The following is a 24,188-nucleotide window of genomic DNA, read 5'->3' as shown; positions in this document are numbered from 1 at the left end:
GCCAGCCGAGCAGGGCCGCGATATCGGCGCTCGCGCCGACGCCGGCGGCTCCCCCCGGCGCGCCGTCGAACAGGCCCATTGCTCCTTCAGCGATGATGATGTCCGCGCCCTGGCCCGCGCCGGCTGCAAGCTCGGCGATGAGAGCTGGCTCCATCGCCCAGCTATCCAGATTGAGGCTCTCGCGCCCTGTCGCGGCGGCGTGGAATGCAGGGTCGATGTAGTCGGGACCGCATTTGACGGCGCTGACCCGCATGCCACGCCGCGCCAGCGCCCGCATGAGGCCGAGCGCGATTGTCGTCTTGCCCGAGCCAGACCTCGCGGCGCCGATCAGCAATCCCGGCGTCGTCACAGGCTGCCTCTCGGCCTGAAACGCCGATCGTAGCCGGCGTCGTAAAGCGCGCTCTCACGGAAATCCTCGTTCGCGAGGGACGGCCCGACGAGGATGAGTGCGGCGCGCTCCATCGGGGCCTCTGCTGCTTTCGGTTCTATCGTTGCGAGCGTTGCGCAAATGATGCGCTCATCGGGCCAGGAGGCGCGGTAGACGAGCGCGACGGGACAGTCGGCCCCGTAGAAAGGCGCCAACTCTTCCACGATCTGTGCGAGAACGTGAATGGAGAGATGGATGGCGAGCGTCGCGCCGGATTGCGCGAATACGGCAAGCTTTTCTCGCTTCGGCATCGCTGAGGCGCGGCCCGAGGTGCGGGTGAGAACAAGCGATTGCGCGACCTCGGGGAGCGTCAGCTCGCGCCCGAGCGCGCTGGCGGCCGCCGCGAAGGCAGGGACGCCGGGCGTCATCGTATAGGGGATGCCGAGCGCGCGGAGCCTGCGCGTCTGCTCGCCGACAGCGCTCCAGATGGAAAGATCGCCGGAATGCAACCGTGCAACGTCTTTCCCCGCGTCATGCGCGGCTTTCATCTCGGCAATGATGTCGTCAAGGGAAAGAGGGGCGGTATCGACGATGCGCGCATCGGGTGGACAATAAGCGAGAACGCCGGCCGGCACGAGCGATCCGGCGTAAAGACAGACGGGACAGCGCGCGATGAGATCGCGGCCGCGTATTGTGAGAAGGTCGGCTGCGCCGGGCCCGGCGCCGATGAAATGGACGGTCATTCGTTATCCTCGACGCTGACGGCCAGCGCGCAGGCGGCGTAAGGCGTCGCGACGCGCGGCGCCAACAAACGGCTTCCGGGTCCTGCGCCGACAAGAGCCGCAGCTTCCGCCACGCTGCCGACGCCGAACATCGCTTGCACGCGCGGCGAATGCGTCGGCGCGGCGCCTTTTCGGGCTTTCAAAGCATCGAGCGGAAGAAAGACAAGCGAGGCGCCCAGTATCTTCGCGGCTTCGTGGACGCCTGGCTCGTCAGATTTGCTTTCCAGCGTGCAAAGCGTGACCTGCGAGAGAGGCGCGTCATGTTGCGCCGCGACCTCACGGACAAGTTCGACGATCGCATCGGCCGCAACGCCGCGCCGCGCGCCAATGCCGGCTGCGTATCTCATGGCTTCACCGCGCGCCATTGCAGCACCGCCATGCCGGGGTCGAGCGCATGGAACCGACCGACGGGCCGTGCGCGCGAGATCTGGAGATGCGTAAGCTCGCCGTCTTTCTCCTCATGCGCTCGCACAAGCAGCGTTTGCGTTTCGAGCGTCACGGCGTTGACCACGATGCGGCCTTGCGACGGCAGCGCATTCCACGCCGCTTCAATCCCCGCCGCATCGGCGCCTCCGCCGATGAAAATCGCGTCCGGCTGACGCAAGCCGCAGAGCGCTTGCGGGGCTGCTCCCGTGACGATCTCGAGATCCGGAACGCCCAGCGCCAGCGCGTTGCGCGCAATCCGGGCCGCGCGTTTAGGGTCGCGCTCGATCGCGATTGCGCGATTTGCAGGATGGCTCAGCATCCATTCGATGGAAACGGAGCCCGAGCCCGCGCCGATGTCCCACAAGGTTTCGCCTTTGCGGGGCGCCAGCGACGAAAGGGTGATGGCGCGGATTTCCCGCTTGGTGAGCTGTCCATCATTCTCGAACCAATCATCCGGCAGGCCGGGCGCCAGCGGGATGACGCGCGCGCCGGCTTCCGCGACGACGTCGATCGCGACCGTGTTAAGCGCGGCGACGCCGCTGAAGTCGAAAGCGTCTGCGCGCGCTTCTCGAATACGCTCGTTCGGCCCGCCAAGATGCTCAAGCACGACGAGGCGCGAAGCGCCCATGCCGTTGGAAGCGAGATATTCCGCGATCCGCGCCGGAGTGGTTTCGTCCCAGGACAAGGCGATAATGCGGGCGCGCGGGTGCAGGTACGGCGCGATGCGTTCGAAGGCGCGGCCGTGGAGCGAGATGAGCGCGCAATCCTGTTGGCTCCAACCGAGCCGAGCCGCGGCGAGCGAGAAGGCGGATGGCGAGGGGATGCAGAAGAGCTCGTCGTGAGCGACGTGACGCGAGATCAGATCGCCGACGCCGTAGAAAAAGGGATCGCCCGAGGCGAGCACGACCGTCGGATTGCCGCGATGCGCTACGATGCGCGGCAGCGCGTCGGCGATGGGCGAAGGCCATTGCAGGCGCTCCGCCTTACTGTCTCCAATCAATGCGAGATGCCGCGCGCCGGCGACGATCAGCGACGCCTGCGCGACAACCGCGCGCGCTGCGGGCGACAGCGCCGCGACGCCGTCCTCGCCAATGCCGATGATGGAGAGCCATTTCTCCATCATACCGCCTTTCGGGAGGTGTAAACCCAATCGCGCGCGCCTTCGCGAGGAATGCGACGCGTGCCGCTCGCGCCGATGACGACGAGCGTGGACATATCGACCTGCGCGGGATCGACGGCGTCGAGCGAGGTGAGAATCATCTCTTCCTTTTCGCGGCCAACCGATTTCGCGAGGCCGACGAATGTTTCGCCGGGAAGGAACTTGCGCAAATGCGCGAACGCGTCGGCGATTCTGGTTGGCCGCGCGCGCGAGGCGGGATTGTAGAAGGCGATGACGAAGTCGCCGCGCGCCGCATGTTCGAGACGCTTCTCGATCACGTCCCAAGGCTTGAGATTGTCGGACAGCGAGATGGCGCAGAAGTCGTGGCCCAGCGGCGCGCCGAGACGCGCGGCGGCGGCCTGCATGGCGGAGACGCCGGGAACGACGCGAATGTCGAGATGGCGCCATTCGTGCGGACCATCGTCGACCGCTTCGAACACGGCGGCCGCCATGGCGAAGACGCCTGGATCGCCGCCTGAGACGACGGCGACGATGCGGCCTTGCATCGTGCGCTCCAACGCTTCGCGTGCGCGGTCGATCTCCACGCGGTTATCGCTGGCCAGCCGCGTCTGTCCTTCGCGCTCGGGGACGCGTGCGACATAAGGCTCATAGCCGATAATGTCCTGCGCTTCCGACAACGCCTGCTGCGCCTCCAGCGTCAGCCAACGTTCGTCGGCGGGGCCGAGGCCGACGACGTAAAGCACGCCGCTCACGGACGACGTCCCTGTCCGGGCACGAGCGCCATGGAGAAATAGGGCGCGACGTCGTCGGGTTTCTCCGCGAGGCGCATGATCTTCTCGCCCGCCATCGTGCCGCGCTCGACATAGATCGCGCGCGAGAGGACGCCAGCGCGCGCCATGGCGCGGCGCAGCTTCGGGAAATTGCCGCCAAGCTTCATCACGACGGCGGCGTCGGTCGCTTTGAGCCGTTCCGTAAGCGCCTCTTCGTCGAGCGTCGCGGGAAGAACGGTCAACACATCGTCGCCCCAGGTCATGGGCTGGCGCGCGGCGGCGAAACAGCCAGACATGCCGGCGACGCCCGCGCAGATTTCGACGCGAAAGCGTCCGTCGAGCCGCGTGAACATGTGCATGAACGAGCCGTAGAGCAGCGGATCGCCCTCGCAGAGCAATGCGACATCGCGGCCTTGCGCCAGAACGGCGCCGAGACGCGCCGCGCTCTCTTCATAAAAGCCCGCAAGCGCCGATACGTAATCCGGCTCATCGAACGGAATTTCCGTCGTCACCGGATAAAGCAGCGGCATCTCTTCGCAGCCGGTCGCAAAGTAGCGCTCTGCGATCGTGCGCGCATTGCTGGCGCGGCCCGGCTTGCCGAAATAGGCGACGACCTTCGCTTCGCCAATGAGGCGCGCGGCCTTCACCGTGACAAGCTCGGGATCGCCAGGGCCAAGCCCGACGCCGATGAGTGCGCCCACCGTTGCGGCGCCCATCTGCGTCTTCTCCGCAAGCGCGCTCATTCCTTTTCGCTCGCAAGCGCATTGATGGCGGCGGCTGCCATGGCGCTGCCGCCCTTGCGGCCCTTCACGATGGCGTAAGGCACGCGGCCGTCCGCCGCCAGCGCCTCTTTCGATTCCGCCGCGCCGACGAAGCCGACCGGCATGCCGATGACGGCGGCCGGGCGCGCAACGCCCTCGTCAAGCATTTCGAGCAACCGGAAAAGCGACGTTGGCGCATTGCCGATCGCGACGATGGCGCCGTCCAGTCGGTTGCGCCACAGCTCCATGGCGGCGGCGCTGCGCGTATTGCCGAGCTCCGCCGCGAGCGCCGCGACATTGGGTTCGGCGAGGGTGCAGACGACGGCGTTGTTCGCGGGCAGGCGCGCGCGCGTCACGCCATGCGCGACCATATTGGCGTCGCAGAGAATGGGCGCCCCGTTGCGCAGCGCGGCTTTCGCTTCCGTCGCAAAGGTCGGGGAGAACTCGATGTCGTCCGCAAGCTCGACCATGCCGCAGGCGTGGATCATGCGCACCGCGACTTTTTCTTCGTCGGGCGTGAAGCGCGCAAGCTTGGCTTCTGCGCGGATAATCGCGAAGGAGCGCTCATAGATCGCCGCGCCGTCGCGGATGTAACTCAAGGCGTCGGACATATCGCTTCCTTTACGCGCGCCCTCAGCGCGCTTTCAACGGCGTCGATGTCGAGACCGCACAAGACCGGCGCGTCGTTCGCGCCGCCATTCTCGACAAGATCGAAACGACCGTCATTGGCGACGAGCGTCATGGGCGTGACGCCCGGCCTCGCGCAGCCTTTCGCGCAGCCGGAGACGTGAAGGCCGACGCCATCCTTCCCGGCGGTCTTTTGCGCCAGCGGCGCAAGACGCGCAAGTGCCGTTCGGGTTTCGCCGCGCGCCTGCGAACATTCCGGCGCGCCGGGGCAGGCGACGACCGCAAGGCGAGGATCGTCAGCCGATACGATCAGATCGAGCGCGCGGGCGGCGTCGAGGATCTTCTGTGGGGCGTCGACGTCATGCAGGGACATGAGAAATGCGCGCCAATGGGTTGGGGCCAATCCGCCCGCGCCATATGCTTCCGCGAGGTCCGCGAGCGCTGCGAGCTGATCGGCGCGCCACCGGCCGCAGGCCGCCCCCACGCCGACGGAAACGAACCCATTCGCTTGCGTTACGCCGAGCGTCGAATGCAGGGCGGCGGGCGCCCGCCATTGATAAGGCCGCGCCTCGAGCCCGGCTTCCCGGAGCAGCGCCTCAAGCCCGAGCGCCGCAACGACATGGCGCATGCGCCTCAGCTCGCCGGGGCGCTGCGCGCGCAGCGCAACAAAAGCGCGCATGAGTTTGTGCGCGGTCGGGACAATATCATCGCCCGCCACGATCACGCCCACATTTGGAGCGCCTGCGACGCAGACGGCGGCGTGCGCGGCGTCGATTGCTTCAATGCGCATATCGGCCTGGGCGTCAGCCAGAGAGACGTTGCCGCCCATGTCGATTGAAATGAGAAACTTCGGCGGCAGCGCGCGAAGAGTCTTGTCGCGCTCCTTCACGCGCGAAAGCGTTTGACCGAGGGTCGCGAGGTCGAAGGCGGCGGTCGCGCCGGCGTCGGTAAAGCCGTTCGCGATAATATCGACGAGGAAATCCTCCCCGGGAAAATAAAGCCCGCTTTCCTGCAGCCGCCGCCTTGCATCGTCCAGCGTTGCCATGCTCAGGCCGCGCAGTTGCAATTGCGCGCGCTGCGTCAGATCCACAAGCCCGTTGCCGCAATCGGCGGCGATCTCCGCCACGGCGCGCAATTGCGCCGAGGTCAGCGCCTGCTGCTTCGACTTCGCGCGGATAAGAAGGCCGTCGCCGCTTTCCATGGGGCGATGCGCGCTCGGGCACCAGCCCTTGATCTCAAAGGCCGGCGACATGATCGCCTCCGGCGCGCGTCAGAATGTCGAGCGCGCTGTTGCGGCGCGTGCGCCAGAGCCCACGCCCGAGCGCTTCGTTGAAAACATGTGCGATCGCTTCCAGCGCGCGCGGATTTTCGCGCGCGAGAAAGTCGCGCACGCCATCGTCTCCCAGGGTTGCGTCGAAGGCGAGATCAAATTGCGCGTCGCTGACGAGGCCGCTCGTCGCCGCGAAGGCGTAGAGATTGTCGATTCCTTCCGCGATCTCGGCGCCGCCGCGATGGCCGTGGCGCATCTGCCCCGCAAGCCAGCGCGGATTGGCGAGGCGCATTCGCAGCACGCGCGCGATCTCGTCCTGCAAGGGACGCGCGCGCAGGCTTTCGGGGCGCGTCGCGTCGAGATGCAAGATGTCGGCGTCGCCGCCGAGCATCCTGTTCGCCGCCGCGAAGCCGCCCTCGAAATCGGCAAAGGCGGGGCCGGTGAGCACGTCGACCTCGGCCATGTCCTGCACATGCACATGCGCGTCCGCGCGCGCGACCTGCGCGCTGAACGTCTCCAGGGCGGGCGCACTTTCGCCTGCGCGATCGAGCGCATGGCCGCCGGCTTCGAGATAAGCGCGGGCGAGATCGTCCTGCGATGACCACTCGCCGCGCACGATCCTGTCGCTGACGCCGAGGCCGTAAGTTCCCTGCGCGGCGCCGAAGATGCGTTTGAGGTCGCTTGCTTCCATGAGGGGATTGAACCCCGCGTCTTCATCCAGCGCCGCAATGGCGCGCACGGCGTCGTCGAAAATCGCGATGAGGCCGGGAAACATGTCTCGGAAGAGGCCGGAGACATGCAGCGTCACGTCGACGCGCGGAAAGTCGAGCTTCGCCTGCGGCAGAATTTCGAAGCCGATGACGCGCGCGCTTGCCGCGTCCCAGCGCGGCGCGACGCCGAGAAGCGCCAGCGCCTGCGCGAAATCCTCGCCTCCGGTGCGTATCGTCGCGCTGCCCCAGAGGTCCAGCATGATATGGCGCGGATAGTCGCCATGGGTCTGCGCATGGCGCGTCATGATTTCATGCGCGGCGCGGCGGCCGATGTCGTAGGCCGTCTGCGTCGGCGCATGGCGCGGGTCGACGCAGAAGAGGTTGCGGCCCGTCGGAATCACATCCGCTCGGCCGCGTGAGGGGGCGCCGGCGGGGCCGGGCTCGACGAAGCGGCCGGCGAGCGCCGCAATGAGTGCGCGGCGCTCGCTCTGGGCGCAGGCGTTGCGCACGGGGTCATCGTCCGCGCGACCGAAGACATGCAGCCCGTCGCCAATGCGCATTTCCTTGAGATCGCACATCCAGGCGTCGAGGCGCGTCAGCGTTTCCGCAATGTCGGCCTCACGCGTCACGCCGCATTCGGCCGCGAGGCCACTGCGCTCGGCATCGTCGAGAATGGCGCCCGCGATCAGCTTCGCGCGGCGCGGATCGAGCGTCGCGGCGTTGGCGTATTCGTCGAGCAGCGTCTCGATGTTCGCGGCGGCGTCGAAGAGTTCGGCGTTTATGAGCGGCGGCGTGAGATGGCCGATCGTCACGGCGCTCGTGCGGCGCTTCGCCTGAGCGGCTTCGCCGGGATCATTGACGATGAAGGGATAAATCAGCGGCGTCGGGCCGAGGACGACTTCGGGCGCGCAGCTTTCGGAGAGCATCACCGATTTGCCGGGCAGCCATTCCAGCGTGCCATGGGCGCCGAGATGAATGAGCGCGTCGATCTTCCGCGCGTGACGCAGCCAGAGATAGAAGGCGACATAGGCGTGGCGCGGCGGCCGCTGCATGTCGTGATAGGTCTCGTACCGCTCCGCCCGCGCGCCGCGGTCGGGCTGCAGCGCGATGACGAGATTGCCAGCGATGATGCAGGAGAGGCGGAAGCCGTCGCCAGCGACGGCGGGATCGGCGCTTGCGTCGCCCCATGTCTCATTGAGAGATTGAGCGAAACGGGCGGGCAGTTGGGACAGCCAGCGTCGGTAATCCGCGAGAGGAACCGTTACCGTGTGCGACGCCTCCTCAAGCGCGCGCACCACCTTGTGGGGGAGGGGAGGGCCTTGAGGGGACTCGGGGCGAGCTTCATCGCCTGATACGCTGTAACCTCCGTCGTTCAGCGCCGCGACGATCTCCGCCACGCTCGCTTCCGCGTCGAGCCCGATCGCATAGGCGCCGCGTCCGCGTCGCGCCGGATAGTCGGAGAGAATGAGCGCCAGACTCTTCTCGGCGTTCGCCTTGCGTCGCAGCTTGGCCCAGTTCGCCGCAAGATCGGCCACGAAAGCGATACGCGAGGGCTCAGGCGCGTGACGGGGCTCGTCGAGCTCAGCGGCGCCGCGTTCGGCGATTTCCTTGAAGGAAATGGCGCGGGTAAAGATGCGGCCGTCGACTTCCGGCAGCACGACATTCATCGCGAGATCCGCGCCATTGGCGCCGCGCGCCGATGCCTTCCATGCCTCGCGAGTGGCGGTCGCGAGCGCGACCTGCAGGACGGGGGCGTCGGCGCGGTCGAGCACGGAGCCGGTGTCGCGGCGCGCCGAAAAGGCGGTGGCGTTGAGGATGACGTCGGGCGCAAAGCCGCCCAGCGCCTGCTTTACGAAGGCTTCGCTCTCCGGCTCCTTGAGACTCGCGACATAGAGCGCGTCGACCGCGAAGCCGCGCGCGTTCAGCGCGTCGGCGAGCGCGACGATGGGCGCGACGTCGTCGGCGAGGTAGAGCGAGCGATAGAAGGCGATCGTGGCGCGCGGCCCCCTCCCCAACCCTCCCCCGCTCTGCGGGAGAGGGAGCGGGGCGCCGCCTTCATCGGCGACGCTGATCGCGAGCGTCCCCTCTCCCGCTTGCGGGGGAGGGACAGGGAGGGGGCCTTTGCAGGCCGCTTCGAACCGGCCTGCATTGGCGACCGGAACGCTTTCGCGCCAGGCGGCAGGCCGTCCCGCCAGCGTCGACGCATAGCCGAGAAAGGATCGGATATTCTCCGGCCCGCCATCCTGAAAGAAACGCCAGATACGATTGAGCGCTTCTGCGTCGAGCGTCGACGCCTGCGACAAACGCATGTCCTCGACCGTATCGCCGGGGACGATGGCGAGTGGAATGGCATGCGCGCGCGCGAGCGCTTCGAGCTGCTCGACGCCATAGGCCCAATAATCCTTGCCGCCGAGCAGACGCACGACGACGAGCTTCGCATGGCGCGCGACGGTGTCGAGATAGAGATCGACGGAGTAGGGGTGCTTCAGTTGCACGAGCGGCGCGCAGCGCAGGCTCGGGAGCTTTTCGTCCTGCGCATGCAGCCGCGCGACGAGGCGAAGCTCGGAGTCCGAGAAGGACAGAAAGACAATGTCGGCCGGCGTCTGGCCGAGGTCCGTCGCCGCGCCGGCGTCGTCGAGACTATGAAGATCGCGCGGGAGGAGATGCATGGCGCGTCACGGCTGCGCCAGCATGGCGGCGATGGCGTCGCGGTCGAGGCCCTTCTCTCCGATGACGACGAGGCGGCTCGCGCGTTCTTCGCCCGGCTTCCAGGCGCGGTCGAAATGATGCTGGAAGCGCGCGCCGACGCCCTGCACGAGAAGCCGCATCGGCTTGCCGGCGACGTCGACGAAGCCCTTGATGCGCAGCACGTCATGCGCGCGCGCAATGTCGGTGAGCTTGGCGACGAGCGCCGCCGGATCGCTGGTCGCGGGAATGCTCAGGACGAAACTGTCGAAATCGTCGTGATCGTGATCGGGCTCGGCGTCGTGATGAGACGGGCGGTTGGCGAGATCGTCCTCAGCCGCCGCGGCGAGGCCGAGCAGCACCAGCGGATCGACGCGGCCGTCGCGCGCGCGAACGACCTTCACGCTGTCGCGCGCGCCTTGCGAAAGCTGCGACGCGACCGACGCTTCTTCAGCGTCGTCGAGCAGATCGGTCTTGTTGAGAATCACGAGATCGGCGCAGGCGAGCTGATCCTCGAAGACTTCCTCGAGCGGATTGTCGTGGTCGATCGTTCCGGTCTCTTCGCGCTCCTGCGCGATGGCGTCGAGATCGTCGGCGAAACGGCCTTCCGCGACGGCCTTTCCATCGATGACGGCGATCACGCCGTCGACTGTGAGCTTCGAGCGGATCGCCGGCCAGTCGAAGGCTTTCACCAGCGGCTTGGGCAAAGCGAGGCCCGACGTCTCGATGATGATGTGATCGGGGCGCTTCTCATGCGCCAGCAGCGCTTCGATCGCCGGCACGAAATCGTCGGCGACAGTGCAGCAGAGGCAGCCATTCGCGAGTTCGACGATGTTCTCTTCCGGGCAGCTTTCGACGCCGCAGGCGCGCAGAATGTCGCCGTCGACGCCGACATCGCCGAATTCATTGATGACGAGCGCAAGGCGCCGGTCGCGCGCATTCTCCAGCACATGGCGAATGAGCGTCGTCTTGCCGGCGCCCAGAAAGCCCGTGACGATGGTCGCCGGAATTTTAGACGCGCTCATGCCGCCTCCGTTTCGTCGCCGGAAATGATGCGCCAAACGTAACCCGCGAGAAGGCCGGCGAGGACCCAGCTCAATGCCTGCACCGCAAGCGAGGCAGCCGCGAAACGCGCGGCGAGTTCGGCGGGGACGGTGCTTTCGGGCGTCGCGGGCGTCGGCCAGAAGAGATGCGGCGCGACGAGCAGCGCGACGCCGACAGCCTTGGCTGCGACATTCTCGAGCCGCAGCAGCGCGAAGAGTCCTGCGCCGGTCGCGGCGGCGGTCGCCAGCCACCAGATCTGCCGGCCGGCGAGATCGGTCTCCGCTGCGCCCGGCAGTTGCGGGGCGAGGCCGAGGCTCGTGGCGAGGCCCGTGGCCGCAAAGGCGCAGGCGCCCCAGAGCGCCGCGCGGCGCGCGCCGATGGCCTCGCCGGAGAACAGCATGCCGGCGAGCAGGATCAGCGCATAGCCGGTGGATACGGCAATGGTCGCGACGCTCGTGGCCGCCGTTCGGCGCAGGCCCTCGAAGGCCGGGCCCGCTTCGGCCACGGCGTCGTGCGCATGCTGCGCCGCCTCATAGACCTCGGCGGCGAGGATGAGCGGTGTCGTGGTGACGTGCTGCAGGGCCGCGACGGCGAGGCCCGCAACAATGCCGGCGATGAGGCCGGCCGCCAAAAGGCGCGCGATCACGGGTCGCGTGAGAAGCGGTCAGTGGCAGGGGAAGGAGAGCGCGTGGCGCGAATCATGCGCCGCGTCGTGGACGCTCTCGGAATTGGCGAAGCCCGCGCCATAGACGAGGCCGAGGCCGATGACGAGCGCGACGAAGGCGGCCTTCAGCGTCTCGATCTTCGAGGTCGCGAGCGAGCGGACGGCGACGGTGTTATGCATTTTAGTCTCCCTGCCGCCCCACCGGCGGCGCGTTCTTCCGACAAGCGACGGCAGGTCTCCTGGCTCCCGGGTTCCATCCGCGCCGCCTTCCCAAGCTCGCCGCTCAGTGGCCGATGGCGCGACCTTCCCGGTCACAGTTGCGGGGGCAGCCGCGGCTTTGGGGCGTCCCGCACCGCGTTCCCTTTTCGCCTTCTTGCGAAGGACCGTCGCTTTCACTCATATGCGCGCGCCACCTTAACGTCAAACGGCAAGGAATCGCCCTTGATGGAAGATCAGGAAAACGACGCCGCCCGCCGCCATCGCGAGAAGATGGAGAAGCGCAAGGCCGTGCAGGACGCCGAGGTCGCGTCGAAGACCGTCGCGCAGAAGGGCCTGCTGATGGTCCATACCGGGCCGGGCAAGGGCAAGTCCACGGCGGCCTTCGGCCTCGCCTTGCGGGCGCTCGGGCATGGCTGGAAGGTGGGCGTCGTCCAGTTCGGCAAGGGCGCCTGGCGCTCGGGCGAGCGCGACATGCTGGAAAGACTGGGGCAGGTGAGCTGGCATACGCTGGGCGAGGGCTTCACCTGGGAGACCCAGGACCGCGCCCGCGACGAGGCGGCGGCGCGGCGCGCCTGGGAAAAGGCCTGCGAGCTGATGGACGATCCCGAGATTCGGCTGCTGGTGCTCGACGAGCTGAACATCTCCCTGCGCTACGAGCATCTGCCGTTGGACGAGGTTCTGGCGCGTCTCGCCGCGCGGCGCGACGAATTGCACGTGGTCGTCACCGGACGGAACGCGAAGCCGGAGCTGACCGCCGCGGCAGACCTTGTGACCGAGATGACGCTGGTGAAGCATCACTTCGCGGCCGGGGTGAAGGCGCAGGAAGGGATAGAGTTCTGATCGCCGTGATCAGCCGTGGCGTCGCTGCATCCTGCCTGTCGCCAGTTCCCAGGCGCCCAAGAAGGATTTTGCGAGAGTTACGAGCGCGCGGCCGAGCGCTGAAGCCGATTTGACGACGGGCGTCAGCAGCATGCCCGCCGAGGAGTGCGGATTGACGCCTTCTTCCTCGACGCCATAGGTCAGCCGCGCATTCTTCTGCGTCGGGATTTCGAGCGTGCCAGCCATCCAGTCCCAAATGGCGAGGACGCTGCCGATATTGCGGTTGAAATGCTTGGGGTCGTTCGAATGATGGATCTGATGATGCGCGGGGCTCAGGAAAATACGTCCCCAGAAACCCGTGAAGGGTATCCAGAACTGGGAATGCTGGAGATGTCCGATCGTCCAGAGAAAACAGAGAAAGAGGATGTTTTTGCCATCGACTGAAAAGATTTCGGTCGGCCGGTTGAAGAGCCAGTGCAAAAAGCCTGACGCGCCCCCGATGAAGAGAGCGAGCATGTAGCCGAAGACGACGTTGTCGAGGGGGTGGTTCCGGAAATTCGTCAGCGGCGTGAGGATGTCTGCGGTGTGATGGAGCTTGTGAAGCTCCCACAGGAAGGCGACTCGATGCTTGAGATAGTGATCGACGAAGTAGCCGATTTCATAGGCCAGAAACAGGATGACGGTCGAAATGACCTTTATCTGAAGGTCCGAGAACGACGCGTCGCCCATTGAGCCGAAGGCGTTTGCGAGGATTGAATGCACGCCCATCGCAACACTGTTCGATGAGATGACAAGGCCGCCGATCACGGCCGGCATGAAGATGACGCTCAGAACGAAGAGCTTCAGATCTCCGTGAACGGAGGGGCTGAGTACGAATTTGCGGGAGAAAATGGCGCGTGACAAAACGCGCAGACTGGCGCGCCCCCGCCGCTTCATGCGTCGATAGGCAAGCGCGGCGACCCCGAGCGCCAGGGATGAGGCGAGCGAATAGACCGAAAAGATGGAGCCTGCCGAAAACAGTTCCGACGACACTTGTCTCACGGAAAAGCGAATCGCGCTGTGGAGGTCCATCGGTCGTTTCTTGTCCGGAAGATAAGATGCGGCGAGATCGGGTCTGGAAGGGAGAGTTCCCTAATTGTTCCGGGCCTCGGTCGGCGGCTCGAAGTCCTTGCGCAGGAAGCCTATTCGCGAGGCGCCGCCTTGCCAAGGCGCATTTGCGGAAGGAGCCGTTGGGGCGCGTTTCGCAGTGCGGAGCTTGATGTTGCGCATCGCGGGCCCCACTTCGGCGAGCGCGACGCCCAGCAGGATAAGAACGCAGCCCATGATCGCCGGGCCGCTCAGGCGCTCGGAAAGAAGCGCGGCGCCGGCCAGAGCGGCGAAAACGCTTTCGAGCGACATGATGAGGCCGGCCTCGGCCGGGGGCGTATATTTCTGGGCGACGATTTGAAGCGTGAAGGCGACTCCCCCCGAGAGAAGGCCGGCATAGAGGATCGCGGGAAGCGCCGTCGCGACCCCCTCCAGGGAGAAAGACTCGAAGCCGAGCCCGCCGAGGACGCCCAGCGTCGCCGCGACGCCATATTGCGCGAAGGCGAGGAAGAACGGGCGATTGGCGCGCTTCAGGAAGATGGGTACGAGGCTGATTCCCGTCGCCCATGCAATGTCGGAGATGAGCACCAGGCCGTCGCCGCTATTCCATCCCTCGAACCGGCCTTGTTCCGTCAGCAGCCAGGCTCCGGCAATGGAGATGACGCTCGCGATCAGGACCATCGGCCGGGGCCGGGCGCCCGTGATCATCCATACGATGAAGGGGAGGAGAATGACGTAGAGAGCGGTCAAAAATCCCGCATTCGTCGCAGTCGTCGCGACAAGGCCGATCTGCTGCAACGTCGAGCCCGAAAAGAGGCAGAGACCGATCAGCCCGGCAAGGCCGATATCCTCGATTTTTAGCGCCGAGCGCGCCCTTTTGCTTTCGAATAGGGCAAGCGGCAGCAGGGCCGCCCATGACACAAGGAAGCGCGCGCCGACGAAGCTGATCGGCCCCATGGCGGCGTTGCCATGCTTCTGCGCGATGAAGGCTGTTCCCCAGATAACCGAAACGGCCAGAAGCAATAAATCGGCGCGCAACCGGTTCATCAGGGTCCTGATTGTTTGGGAAGGGCAAGTTCTTTAGCCGCACCGCGTCGGAAACGCCTGTCCCGAGAGCGAATAAGCGGGGCCAAAAAGCGGAAGCCGACGCCCGAACAAGTCGAGAGCGTCGGCTCCAAATCGATCTGCGCCGTTACCGGGCGGATCGCCCTTCCATAGACAAGACCGGGAGCGTGAACCCCCGGCAAGTCGTTCGGCAGGGGTATTACTGGATCATACGAGCGGTCGAGCCGGTGCCAGCGGTGCCGAGAGCATCGCGGCCATTGCCGGTGCCGTTCGTGCCCTCGGGGGAGATCCAATCCGGAACCCACGTAAGAGCGACGACGACGAAGCCGACGAAAGCGGCAACCCAGATCAGCATCTTGCCGACGTCGCCGGAGTTGTGAACGTTGACGGCCATGCGTTTTCCCCCTGTTTGTGTTCATCCCACAGGCGAAGGTAGTACGGCGTCTGATCCAAGACGTCGTTTCCGGTGGCCGGCTTCCGGCCTCTACACCTTGCTTTCGCCGAGGCTCAACCGGAGAAATGAAAATGGCGCTTCCTGACTTTTCCATGCGCAGCCTTCTCGAGGCGGGCGCGCATTTCGGCCACCAGTCGCACCGCTGGAACCCGAAGATGTCCCCCTACATCTTCGGCGCGCGCAACAACATCCACATCATCGACCTCGCCCAGACGGTGCCGCTGCTGCACCAGGCGCTGAAGACGGTTTCCGACACGGTGGCCAAGGGCGGCCGCGTTCTCTTCGTCGGCACCGAAGCGCCAGGCGCAGGACCAGATCGCCGACGCCGCGAAGCGCAGCGCGCAGTATTACATCAATTCCCGCTGGCTCGGCGGCACGCTGACCAACTGGAAGACGATTTCCGGGTCGATCAACCGCCTTCGCAAGCTCGACGAGATGCTCTCCGCCGGCGCCCAGGGCGTCACGAAGAAAGAGCGCCTCCTGCTGACGCGCGAGCGCGACAAGCTCGAAAAGGCGCTCGGCGGCATCAAGGACATGGGCGGCACGCCGGACCTGATCTTCGTCATCGACACGAACAAGGAGCAGCTCGCGATCAAGGAGGCCAACCGCCTCAAGATCCCGGTCGTGGCGATCCTCGACACCAACTGCGATCCGGACGGCGTGACCTATCCGGTTCCCGGCAATGACGACGCCGGCCGCGCCATCGCGCTTTATTGCGACCTGATCGCGCGCGCGGCGATCGACGGCATCGGCCGCAGCCAGGGCGCGCTGGGCCTCGATCTCGGCGCCTCCGAGTCTCCGGAAGTCGAATCGGCGGTCGCCGAGGCCGACGCGGGCGAAGCCTACGCCTCGGCCGAAGTGTTCGAACTGCTCGCGGCCCCGCGCGGCGCGCCCGACGATCTCGCCAAGCTCAACGGCGTGGGCCCGCAGCTCGTCAAGAAGCTGAACGACGCCGGCATCTTCCACTACTGGCAGCTCGCCGCGATGACGCCGGCGGACGTCGAGAAGGTCGACGCCGACCTCAAGCTCAACGGCCGCATCGGCCGCGACGGCTGGATCGATCAGGCGCGCGCGCTGCTGTCCGCGTAAGCCTGACCGTCATCTTTCGCTTTTCCGTTCGAGGAACGCCGTTAGGCGTCCTGTCGCATAAACACCCGTCATCTAAACGCCCCCCGAGAGCCCGGAATGCCGCGATCCGACGCGCTTCCGCGGCCGAAACAGAAGGATTTCAACATGGCCACGATCACCGCCGCCCTCGTCAAGGAACTGCGTGAGAGCACCGGCGCCGGCATGATGGACTGCAAGGCCGCCCTGACCGAGACCGACGGCGACTTCGAGGCCGCGATCGACTGGCTGCGCAAGAAGGGCCTGTCCAAGGCCGCCAAGAAGGCCGACCGCGTCGCCGCCGAAGGCCTCGTCGCCGCGCTGACTGGCGACAAGACCGGCGTCGTCGTCGAGGTGAACTCCGAGACGGACTTCGTCGCGCGCAACGCCGACTTCCAGGCGCTTGTGAAGAACGTCGCCGAGGTCGCGCTGAAGACCGGCAAGACGGACGCCGCCGAACTCGGCGCGCAGGCCTATCCGGGCGGCGGCACGGTCGCCGAGAACGTCACCAGCTCCATCGCCACGATCGGCGAGAACCTCACCTTGCGCCGCGCCGCCAATCTGACGGTCAGCGACGGCGTCGTCGGCCGCTACGTTCACGGGCAGGTCGTCGACGGCCAGGGCAAGATCGCGGTCATCGTCGCCCTCGAATCGACCGGCGACAAGGAAGTGCTCGCCAAGCTCGCCCGCGAGATCGCCATGCATGTCGCCTCGGCCAATCCGCAGGCGATGGACGCCGCCGGCCTCGACCCGGCCGTCGTGGAGCGCGAGGCGAACCTGCTGCGCGAGAAGAACGCCGGCAAGCCCGCCAATGTGCTCGAAAAGATCGTCGATTCCGGCATCAAGACCTTCGCCAAGGAAGTCTGCCTGCTCGACCAGCCCTCGAACCATCCCGAGCACAACGGCAAGACCGTCGCTCAGGCCGTGAAGGAGCTGGAAGGCAAGGCCGGCGCTCCGATCGCGATCAAGGGCTTCATCCGCTACGCGCTCGGCGAAGGCATCGAGAAGCAGACCAGCGACTTCGCGGCGGAAGTCGCGGCGGCCGCGAAGGGCTGACGCGCCAACAGCCGATATCGCAATCTGAAGAAGGCGGACGCAGGAGCCTGCGTCCGCCTTTTTTGTTTCGGCTATGCGCTCGTCATGCGCGCGTTTCGTCCCGGGAATTCAAGCGACGCGGCTACGGCTGGATAGCAGGTCAGCTACGTTGGTCGGTGGGGCGGCCTCGCGCGGTGGATGGCCGGGACAAGCCCGGCCATGACGGCTTCGGCGCAGGTTGAAACCGACCGCAAAACCTTGCAGCGAAACATTTTCCCCACCCCCCGCGTTTGGCCCGACTGGCGGGGCGCCGGGAGGTCGCGATGCCTGCGCAGGAACAATCGGTCCAGGAAACGATCCGGGAAAACGTCTCGGTGAACGGCATAGAGAGCGAGGCGCCGCTGCCGGCCATGCCGATACAGGCGGACGGGCTCAAAAACCCGCGCGACCTCCATCCAAAGCCTCCCTTCGAGAAGCAGCCGCAGCCATGGCCGGGACTTGCGAGCAAGATGAATCCCGTCCCGGATCACGGCGAGAGGAGCTATCGCGGCTCTGGGCGGCTCGCGGGGCGCAAGGCGCTCATCACCGGCGGCGATTCCGGCATTGGCCGCGCGGCGGCGATCGCCTTCGCCCGCGAGGGCGCCGACGTTGCGATCAGTTATCTCCCCGAGGAGGAGCCCGACGCCCGGGAAGTCGCCGAACTCATCTGCGACGCGGGCGGCAAGGCTGCCACGCTTCCGGGGGACATTCGCGACGAAATGTTCTGCAAGCGTCTCGTGGAGGACGCCGTGAACGAACTGGGCGGGCTCGACATTCTTGTCAATAACGCCGCCCGCCAGCATGTTCACGAGTCGATCATGGAGATCACGACGGAAGACCTCGACTGGACCTTCCGCACCAATCTCTATGCGCTGTTCTGGATCACCAAGGCGGCGATCCCGCATATGCCGCCCGGCGCCACCATCATCAACACGACCTCGATCACAGCGTTCGAATCGTCGCAGCATCTGCTGGATTATGCAGTGACCAAGGCCGGCATCCTGAATTTCACCTGGGGCCTCGCCAAGCAGCTCGCTTCGAAAGGCATTCGCGTCAACGCCGTCGCGCCGGGGCCGTTCTGGACGCCCTTGCAGCCCTCCGGCGGCCAGACGCAGGACCATCTGACCGAGTTCGGCGGCGACACGCCGCTCGGGCGTCCGGGCCAGCCGGCGGAGATTGCGCCGCTTTATGTTTTGCTCGCCTCGGCCGAGTCGAGCTATGCGACGGGACAGGTTTTCGGCGCGACCGGCGGCGAGGTGGGGCCGTAACGCTTTGTTGAGCCTGTCGTGACGAGGGTCACTTGCCGGGGCGGCGCGCGGTTCGTATGTAGATTGCGCCCCGCCCAAGCCAGCAAAGAGACCCGCCATGACCGATCGCGCATCGAAGACGTATAAACGCGTGGTCGTGAAACTTTCCGGCGAGGCGCTGCAGGGGGCGTCGTCACATGGGCTAGACGCGGCCACCCTGGAGCGCATCGCGAAAGACCTCGCGACGGCCTCCGAGAACGGCCACGAAGTGGCCGTCGTGGTGGGGGGCGGGAATTTCTTCCGGGGCATAAAGGGCGCCGATACGGGCATCGAGCGCGCCCGCGCCGATTCGATCGGCATGCTGGCGACCGTGATGAACGGCCTCGCCCTGGAGCAGGCGATCGAAATGCAGGGTCGCCCCGCACGCTGCCTCTCCGCCATTCCAATGCCCGCGCTCTGCGAATCCTTTTCGCGCCGCGCCGCCCTTCATCACCTGAACAAGGGCAGGGTGGTGATCGCCGCCGGCGGCACCGCCAATCCGTTTTTCACCACCGACACCGGCGCCGTGCTGCGCGCGGCCGAGCTTTCGGCCGACGCCGTGCTCAAGGCGACGCAGGTCGACGGCGTTTACACAGCCGACCCAAAGCGCGACCCGAACGCGCGCCGCTATGAGCGTCTGACGCATGACGAGGCCATCGCCCAGAACCTGGCCGTGATGGACACCGCCGCCTTCGCGCTTGCGCGCGAGAACAAGATACCCATTATTGTGTTCTCGATTGCGGAGCCGGGGGCCATCGCCTCGGTCCTTTCGGGCGGGGGGCGCTCGACACTCGTTGCGCCATAATTGCGCGCGCCTTTCTGGCGCGCGAATGAAAAAACATGCCATAAGGGCCCGCCGCTCGTCGTCTGCTGAAAGCGTTTCATGGGTCAGATGGCGGATGGCCGGCGCGCGCCTCCGGACGCGCCGGCTCGACAAGACAGGTTGTGGAGATCATGACGGATAAATTCGATCTCGCGGATATTAAGCGCCGCATGCAGACCTCAATCGCGACGCTGAAGCACGAATTTGGCGGCCTGCGCACCGGCCGCGCCTCGGCGAGCCTTCTCGATCCGGTGCATGTCGACGCCTATGGCCAGCATTCGCCCCTCAATCAGGTCGCGACCGTCAGCGTGCCGGAGCCGCGCATGCTCTCCGTCCAGGTGTGGGACAAGGCGCTGGTCATCGCCGTCGACAAGGCGATCCGCGAGGCGAATCTGGGTCTTCAGCCGACGGTCGAGGGCCAGACCCTGCGCATCCGCATGCCGGAGCTGAACGAGCAGCGCCGCAAGGAGTTGGTCAAGGTCGCGCATAAATACGCCGAGGAGGCCCGCGTCGCCGTCCGTCACGTGCGCCGCGACGGCATCGACGTTCTCAAGAAGCTCCTGAAGGATCACGCGATCCCCGAGGACGACGAGAAGCGGCACGAGACGGAAGTTCAGAAGGCGACGGACGAGGCGGTGAAGGAAATCGACGCCGCGCTGGCCGCCAAGGAAAAGGAAATCATGCAGGTCTAGGCCCTTTGGGAGCGACCAGTTGAGCGCGACAGCGCGCGCCCGCCTCCTTTGCTAAGATCGGCCGGCGATTCGGACACGCAACGATGGCGGAAGGCGATTTTCTCGAAATGGCGACGACCGCCCTCGGCATAGAAGCGCCCCCGCGCCACGTCGCCCTCATCATGGACGGCAACGGCCGCTGGGCCGCGGCGCGCGGCCTGCCGCGCTTCGAAGGCCATCGGCGCGGCGTCGAGGCGCTGCGCCGGGCGGTCCGCGCGTCGATCGAGCTCAAGATTTCCTATCTGACCGTCTACTCCTTTTCGGCCGAAAACTGGTCGCGTCCGCGCGAAGAGGTGCAGAGCCTGCTGGGCCTCCTGCATCGTTTCATTCGCAACGATCTCGCCGAGCTTCACGCCAATCATGTTAGGGTCCGCGTCATCGGCGCCCGCGCCGATCTCGCGCCCGAGATCGCCGATCTGCTCAAGGAGGCGGAGCAGGTGACGCAGGGCAATACGGGCCTGACCCTCGTCGTCGCCTTCAATTACGGCGCCCGCCAGGAGATCGCCGCAGCCGCCCGCGCGCTGGCCGCGATGGTGGCCGAGGGTCGCCTCAAGCCGCAGGACATCGACGCCGACGCCATTTCCGCCCGACTCGACACGGCCGACATACCCGACCCGGACCTCATCATCCGCACCTCGGGCGAGCAGAGACTCTCTAATTTCCTCTTGTGGCAGGCGGCTTACGCCGAATTTGTCTTCCTCCCGATCCTCTGGCCGGACTTCGACCGCGCCGCCATGATTGCGGCCTTGCAGGAATATGCGCATCGGGAGCGCCGTTTCGGTAGGGTCGCGGCGCCGCGCAGCGCCAAGACGGCCTCATGAGCGGGGCCGTGGAAAAGGGGCCCGCCAAGGGCGGGGGATTTGCGGATCTTGGGCCGCGCGTCGCCTCCGCCGTCGTGCTCGTGGCTGTGGCGGTCGTCACGCTTTACCTGGGCGGCGACGTTTTCGCCGCCTTCTGGCTCGTCGCCGGTTTCGCGGTGAACTGGGAGTGGCAGGGCCTCGTCGGCGGCGAGCGCCGCATGGCTCGGGTCATCGCCGGAGGCGCCGCGGTCGCGGCGGCGGCGGCTTTCGGCCGCTACGGACTCGCCGGCGTCGCGGCGCTGGAGATTGCGGTTTTCGCAGCAATCGCCGCCATTCTGGCGGGGGCAGGGAGCCGTGTCTGGGCGGCGACCGGCGTCGTCTATGCCGGCGTCTTGACGTTTTCTGTCTGCTGGCTGCGTGAGTCGCCGGACTTCGGCGCGCTCGCAATCGGCTTCCTCTTCGCGATCGTCTGGGGCACGGACATTTTCGCCTATTTCGGCGGCCGACTGATTGGCGGGCCGAAACTTTGGCCGCGCGTCTCCGCCGGCAAGACATGGTCCGGCACGATCACCGGCGTCGTGAGCGGGGCGCTGCTGGGCCTTGCGACGGCCTATGTTGCGGGCGGTCCGTCGCTTGCAAGCCTTCCGACCTTTATGGTCGCGCTGGCGACGGCGGCCATCTCTCAGATGGGCGACCTTTTCGAATCCTCGGTGAAGCGCCGCTTCGGCGTCAAGGATTCGAGCCAGCTCATTCCCGGCCATGGCGGCGTAATGGACCGCCTGGACGGCTTCATCTTCGCCTGCGCCTTTGCGGCGGCGCTCGGATTGGCGAGAGGAAACCCGTCGGCGGCGGCGAACCTCTTTTTCTGGTGACAGACTGATGGCTTTGAATAATGGACACGCCAACGGCCGCGCGAAAGCGCCGCGCCGCATCGTCCTCCTAGGCGCGACAGGCTCCGTCGGCCGCTCCACCGTCGATCTTCTGGAGCGCGATCCCGAAGGATTTTCCGTTTCCGCCGTCGCGGGCGGCCGCGACGCCAGGGCGCTCGCCGAGATCGCGCGCCGCACCAAGGCGGAATTCGCGGCGATCCGCGACGAAAACGCCTATTCCGAGCTGAAGGAGGCGCTCGCCGGGACCAACACGCAGGTCGCGGCAGGCCGCGAAGCGGTGATCGAAGCCGCTGTGCGGGAGGCCGACCTCGTGGTCTCGGCCATTGTCGGCGCGGCCGGCGTCGAGCCCACACACGCAGCCCTTGCGGCGGGCCGGGACGTCGCGCTCGCCAACAAGGAATGCCTCGTCTGCGCCGGCGCGCCCTTCATGCGCACGGCCAAGAAGATGCAGGTCCGCCTCCTGCCGGTCGACAGCGAGCACAACGCCATCTTCCAGGCTCTCGGCGGCGAGGATCCCTCGCGCATCGAGCGCATGATCGTCACCGCCTCGGGCGGTCCTTTCCGCACCTGGAGCAAAGAGCGCATCGCCGCCGCGACGGTCGAAGAGGCGCTCAACCACCCGAATTGGGCCATGGGCCCCAAGATCACGGTCGACTCCGCCGGCATGATGAACAAGGGCCTCGAGTTGATCGAGGCCCACCATCTCTTTGGCGTGCCGGCTGAAAAGCTCGAAGTCGTGGTGCATCCGCAGTCCATCGTCCACGGCCTCGTGGCCTTCTCGGATGGCTCCGTCACGGCCGGGATGGCGCCGCCGGACATGCGCGTGCCGATCGCCCATTGCCTGGGCTATCCGGACCGGCTGACGACGCCGGCGCCCCGGCTCGACTTCGCGAAGATTGCGACATTGACCTTCGAGGCCCCTGATTTCGAACGTTTTCCGGCCCTGAAACTGGCGCTCGACGCTCTGGCTCATGGCGGCGGCTTAACGAATGTCCTTAACGCGGCGAACGAAATCGCCGTCGCCGCGTTCCTCGATCGTCGCATTCCTTTCTCCGGAATCGTCGGCCACGTGGCCGACGCCTGCGAGACGGCGCTGCGAGAAGGCTATGCACAAGCTCCTGAAAGCGTTGAGGAAGCGCTGGGCGTTGACCATATTGTCAGAGAAAGGTCCCGGGCCGTCTTGGCCGTCGACGCGCCATCGGGCATGTTAACGCTTCAGTAACCAAACCCGAGCCCCCACGCTGGCGCGGGTCCTGGCCCGAGTGAAGCGTTGGAGGCGAGACCGTGCTGGACCTCTTGATGACCTTTGCAACCTACGTCATCCCCTTCGTCATCGTCCTCAGCGTCGTCGTCTTCATTCATGAATACGGCCACTTCATCGTCGGTCGCTGGTGCGGGGTTCGGGTCGACGCCTTTTCGATCGGTTTCGGCCCCGAGCTTTGGGCCAGGATGGATCGCCACGGGACCCGCTGGCGCATCGCCGCCATTCCGCTGGGCGGCTATGTGAAATTCCACGGCGACGCCAATGGCGCCAGCGTCCCGGATCCCGATGCGGTCGAGGCCATGCCCGCGGCGGAGCGCGCCGTGACCTTCGCCGCGCAGCCGGTGTGGAAGCGCTCGGCCATCGTCTTCGCCGGCCCCTTCGCCAACTTCCTGCTCGCCATAGCGATATTCACCGGCATGTTCGCCTATTACGGCCGGACCGTCCTGACCCCGCGCATCGGCTCGGTGGTCGAGGGCGGGGCGGGCCAGGCGGCCGGCTTCATGCCCGGCGACCTCGTGGTGACGATCGACGGCGCGCCCATCCCGACCTTCTCCAAGATGCAGGAAATCGTTTCGGTTTCCGCCGACACGAAGCTCGTCTTCGTCGTTCGTCGCAATGACAGGGATGTGGCGATCACGGCGACTCCCGCCTGGCGCGAGGTCGACAGCGCCGCCGGCAAGATGCGGATCGGCATGCTCGGCCTGAAGGCGTCGACGGCTCCCGCCGACGTTCACGAGGAGCGCTTCGGCCCCGTGCAGTCGCTCGGCATGGCGCTGGACGAAACCTGGCAGGTCGTTCATCGCACCGGGACTTACGTCGGCGGCCTGATCTCCGGCCGCGAAAGCGCCGACCAGCTCTCCGGCCCGATCGGCATCGCGCAGATCTCCGGCCAGATGGCGCAGGCGGCGACCAAAGTGGGGTTGGCGCCTTTCCTGAACCTCATCGCCATCCTCTCGGTGTCGATCGGCCTTCTCAACCTGATGCCGGTCCCGCTTCTCGACGGCGGCCACCTGCTGTTCTTCAGCATCGAGGCCGTCCGGGGGCAGGCGCTCAATGAGCGCGCGCAGGAAGTCGCCTTCCGGATCGGCCTCGCCATGGTCGGCATGCTGATGATTTTCTCGACTTACAACGATATTGCGCGACTCATTCAGCGGCTCACGGGCGCCTCGTCCTGATCCGGCGCAGCTCGAGTTGCGCGATTATGGCGAAACCGCGGCCAGGCGCCGCGGTTTCTGCATTTTTATTGACCGCATTCGGGGTCGGTTAACCAATCGCTGACCATGAATCGTGGCTTTGACGCCACGCCTTCGACAAATTGAACAAAGAGAGTTTTATTCTGGATTTGCA

The 24,188-nt window shown here is 66.3% G+C and carries 24 protein-coding genes, 1 pseudogene and 1 riboswitch (1 of these 26 only partly in view); of the genes and pseudogenes, 10 read left to right on the top strand and 15 right to left on the bottom strand.

All coding sequences use genetic code 11. The annotated features are described in order from the left end of the window. The 12 genes in view from ACPFMJ_RS06730 to ACPFMJ_RS06675 are tightly spaced (at most 18 nt apart) and all read right to left on the bottom strand, a layout consistent with a single transcriptional unit that may run on beyond the window. Positions 1–349, bottom strand: partial view of a cobyrinate a,c-diamide synthase gene (locus ACPFMJ_RS06730; RefSeq protein ID WP_424363062.1) — the 5' end (the start) only. It extends 956 nt beyond the left edge of the window; the window shows 349 of its 1,305 coding nt (coding positions 1–349); the start codon lies at positions 347–349; the stop codon falls past the left edge of the window. After that, a complete protein-coding gene (gene cobM / locus ACPFMJ_RS06725) occupies positions 346–1,110 on the bottom strand; it encodes a precorrin-4 C(11)-methyltransferase (protein WP_424363061.1) in 765 nt (254 codons plus the stop codon). The genes ACPFMJ_RS06730 and cobM overlap by 4 nt, the downstream gene beginning before the upstream one ends. After that, the gene (locus ACPFMJ_RS06720; RefSeq protein ID WP_424363060.1) at positions 1,107–1,496 is read right to left on the bottom strand and encodes a cobalamin biosynthesis protein; all 390 of its coding nucleotides are present in this window, start codon (positions 1,494–1,496) and stop codon (positions 1,107–1,109) included. Before ACPFMJ_RS06720 ends, cobM begins: the two co-directional genes overlap by 4 nt. Beyond that, on the bottom strand, positions 1,493–2,698 hold the full coding sequence (gene cbiE / locus ACPFMJ_RS06715; protein WP_424363804.1) for a precorrin-6y C5,15-methyltransferase (decarboxylating) subunit CbiE: 1,206 nt from the start codon (positions 2,696–2,698) through the stop codon (positions 1,493–1,495). The genes ACPFMJ_RS06720 and cbiE overlap by 4 nt, the downstream gene beginning before the upstream one ends. Beyond that, positions 2,695–3,447 carry a precorrin-3B C(17)-methyltransferase gene (gene cobJ / locus ACPFMJ_RS06710; protein WP_424363059.1) on the bottom strand — a complete coding sequence of 251 codons (753 nt, stop codon included), beginning with the start codon at positions 3,445–3,447 and terminating at the stop codon, positions 2,695–2,697. The genes cbiE and cobJ overlap by 4 nt, the downstream gene beginning before the upstream one ends. Beyond that, complete coding sequence (locus ACPFMJ_RS06705; RefSeq protein WP_424363058.1) at positions 3,444–4,208, bottom strand: precorrin-2 C(20)-methyltransferase; 765 nt, start codon at positions 4,206–4,208, stop codon at positions 3,444–3,446. The genes cobJ and ACPFMJ_RS06705 overlap by 4 nt, the downstream gene beginning before the upstream one ends. Next, complete coding sequence (locus tag ACPFMJ_RS06700; protein WP_424363057.1) at positions 4,205–4,837, bottom strand: precorrin-8X methylmutase; 633 nt, start codon at positions 4,835–4,837, stop codon at positions 4,205–4,207. The genes ACPFMJ_RS06705 and ACPFMJ_RS06700 overlap by 4 nt, the downstream gene beginning before the upstream one ends. Beyond that, the gene (locus ACPFMJ_RS06695) at positions 4,822–6,105 is read right to left on the bottom strand and encodes a precorrin-3B synthase (protein ID WP_424363056.1); all 1,284 of its coding nucleotides are present in this window, start codon (positions 6,103–6,105) and stop codon (positions 4,822–4,824) included. Before ACPFMJ_RS06695 ends, ACPFMJ_RS06700 begins: the two co-directional genes overlap by 16 nt. After that, positions 6,089–9,502: a cobaltochelatase subunit CobN gene (gene cobN / locus ACPFMJ_RS06690; protein ID WP_424363055.1), complete on the bottom strand. Its 3,414-nt coding sequence runs from the start codon at positions 9,500–9,502 to the stop codon at positions 6,089–6,091. The genes ACPFMJ_RS06695 and cobN overlap by 17 nt, the downstream gene beginning before the upstream one ends. Before the next feature lie 6 nt (positions 9,503–9,508). Further along, positions 9,509–10,543, bottom strand: coding sequence for a cobalamin biosynthesis protein CobW (gene cobW, locus ACPFMJ_RS06685; RefSeq protein WP_424363054.1), 1,035 nt, complete (start codon positions 10,541–10,543; stop codon positions 9,509–9,511). Next, positions 10,540–11,208 carry a CbtA family protein gene (locus ACPFMJ_RS06680; RefSeq protein ID WP_424363053.1) on the bottom strand — a complete coding sequence of 223 codons (669 nt, stop codon included), beginning with the start codon at positions 11,206–11,208 and terminating at the stop codon, positions 10,540–10,542. The genes cobW and ACPFMJ_RS06680 overlap by 4 nt, the downstream gene beginning before the upstream one ends. Before the next feature lie 18 nt (positions 11,209–11,226). Further along, positions 11,227–11,406: a CbtB domain-containing protein gene (locus ACPFMJ_RS06675; protein WP_424363052.1), complete on the bottom strand. Its 180-nt coding sequence runs from the start codon at positions 11,404–11,406 to the stop codon at positions 11,227–11,229. Positions 11,407–11,438: 32 nt separating this feature from the next. After that, positions 11,439–11,629, bottom strand: a riboswitch (cobalamin riboswitch). 41 nt (positions 11,630–11,670) lie between these two features. On the opposite strand from ACPFMJ_RS06675, the gene cobO reads away from it, so the two are divergent. Continuing rightward, positions 11,671–12,285, top strand: a complete 615-nt coding sequence (gene cobO / locus ACPFMJ_RS06670) for a cob(I)yrinic acid a,c-diamide adenosyltransferase (protein ID WP_424363051.1) — start codon at positions 11,671–11,673, stop codon at positions 12,283–12,285. Between the two features lie 9 nt (positions 12,286–12,294). On the opposite strand, the gene ACPFMJ_RS06665 is transcribed toward cobO, so the two are convergent. From ACPFMJ_RS06665 to ACPFMJ_RS06655, 3 genes are all read right to left on the bottom strand, one after another. Then, a complete protein-coding gene (locus ACPFMJ_RS06665) occupies positions 12,295–13,335 on the bottom strand; it encodes a sterol desaturase family protein (protein WP_424363050.1) in 1,041 nt (346 codons plus the stop codon). A 60-nt stretch (positions 13,336–13,395) separates the two neighbouring features. Then, entirely contained in the window at positions 13,396–14,397 is a 1,002-nt protein-coding gene (locus ACPFMJ_RS06660; protein WP_424363049.1) for a DMT family transporter, read from the bottom strand. Positions 14,398–14,614: 217 nt separating this feature from the next. Beyond that, positions 14,615–14,809, bottom strand: a complete 195-nt coding sequence (locus ACPFMJ_RS06655) for a hypothetical protein (protein ID WP_424363048.1) — start codon at positions 14,807–14,809, stop codon at positions 14,615–14,617. Between the two features lie 131 nt (positions 14,810–14,940). Here ACPFMJ_RS06655 and ACPFMJ_RS06650 point away from each other — a divergent pair. The 9 genes and pseudogenes from ACPFMJ_RS06650 to ACPFMJ_RS06610 all read left to right on the top strand — a co-directional run bounded on the left by ACPFMJ_RS06650 (position 14,941) and on the right by ACPFMJ_RS06610 (position 24,016). After that, positions 14,941–15,958, top strand: a pseudogene (locus ACPFMJ_RS06650) (30S ribosomal protein S2). Between the two features lie 144 nt (positions 15,959–16,102). Further along, complete coding sequence (gene tsf / locus ACPFMJ_RS06645; protein WP_424363803.1) at positions 16,103–17,029, top strand: translation elongation factor Ts; 927 nt, start codon at positions 16,103–16,105, stop codon at positions 17,027–17,029. Between the two features lie 389 nt (positions 17,030–17,418). After that, on the top strand, positions 17,419–18,315 hold the full coding sequence (locus ACPFMJ_RS06640) for an SDR family oxidoreductase (RefSeq protein ID WP_424363802.1): 897 nt from the start codon (positions 17,419–17,421) through the stop codon (positions 18,313–18,315). 97 nt (positions 18,316–18,412) lie between these two features. After that, the gene (gene pyrH, locus ACPFMJ_RS06635; RefSeq protein ID WP_424363047.1) at positions 18,413–19,138 is read left to right on the top strand and encodes a UMP kinase; all 726 of its coding nucleotides are present in this window, start codon (positions 18,413–18,415) and stop codon (positions 19,136–19,138) included. Positions 19,139–19,287: 149 nt separating this feature from the next. Further along, positions 19,288–19,848 (top strand): ribosome recycling factor, encoded by a 561-nt coding sequence (frr, locus tag ACPFMJ_RS06630; RefSeq protein WP_424363046.1) that lies wholly within the window; start codon positions 19,288–19,290, stop codon positions 19,846–19,848. A gap of 83 nt (positions 19,849–19,931) precedes the next feature. After that, positions 19,932–20,708, top strand: a complete 777-nt coding sequence (locus ACPFMJ_RS06625; protein WP_424363045.1) for an isoprenyl transferase — start codon at positions 19,932–19,934, stop codon at positions 20,706–20,708. Beyond that, positions 20,705–21,559 (top strand): phosphatidate cytidylyltransferase, encoded by an 855-nt coding sequence (locus tag ACPFMJ_RS06620; RefSeq protein WP_424363044.1) that lies wholly within the window; start codon positions 20,705–20,707, stop codon positions 21,557–21,559. The genes ACPFMJ_RS06625 and ACPFMJ_RS06620 overlap by 4 nt, the downstream gene beginning before the upstream one ends. Before the next feature lie 7 nt (positions 21,560–21,566). Continuing rightward, entirely contained in the window at positions 21,567–22,799 is a 1,233-nt protein-coding gene (dxr, locus tag ACPFMJ_RS06615) for a 1-deoxy-D-xylulose-5-phosphate reductoisomerase (RefSeq protein ID WP_424363043.1), read from the top strand. Between the two features lie 77 nt (positions 22,800–22,876). Then, positions 22,877–24,016 carry a M50 family metallopeptidase gene (locus ACPFMJ_RS06610; protein ID WP_424363801.1) on the top strand — a complete coding sequence of 380 codons (1,140 nt, stop codon included), beginning with the start codon at positions 22,877–22,879 and terminating at the stop codon, positions 24,014–24,016. The last annotated feature ends 172 nt before the right edge of the window (positions 24,017–24,188 follow it).

Source organism: Methylocystis parvus (assembly GCF_049675845.1).
In the GTDB taxonomy this organism is placed as follows: domain Bacteria; phylum Pseudomonadota; class Alphaproteobacteria; order Rhizobiales; family Beijerinckiaceae; genus Methylocystis; species Methylocystis parvus_A.
This window is presented reverse-complemented; position numbering and strand designations above follow the sequence as displayed.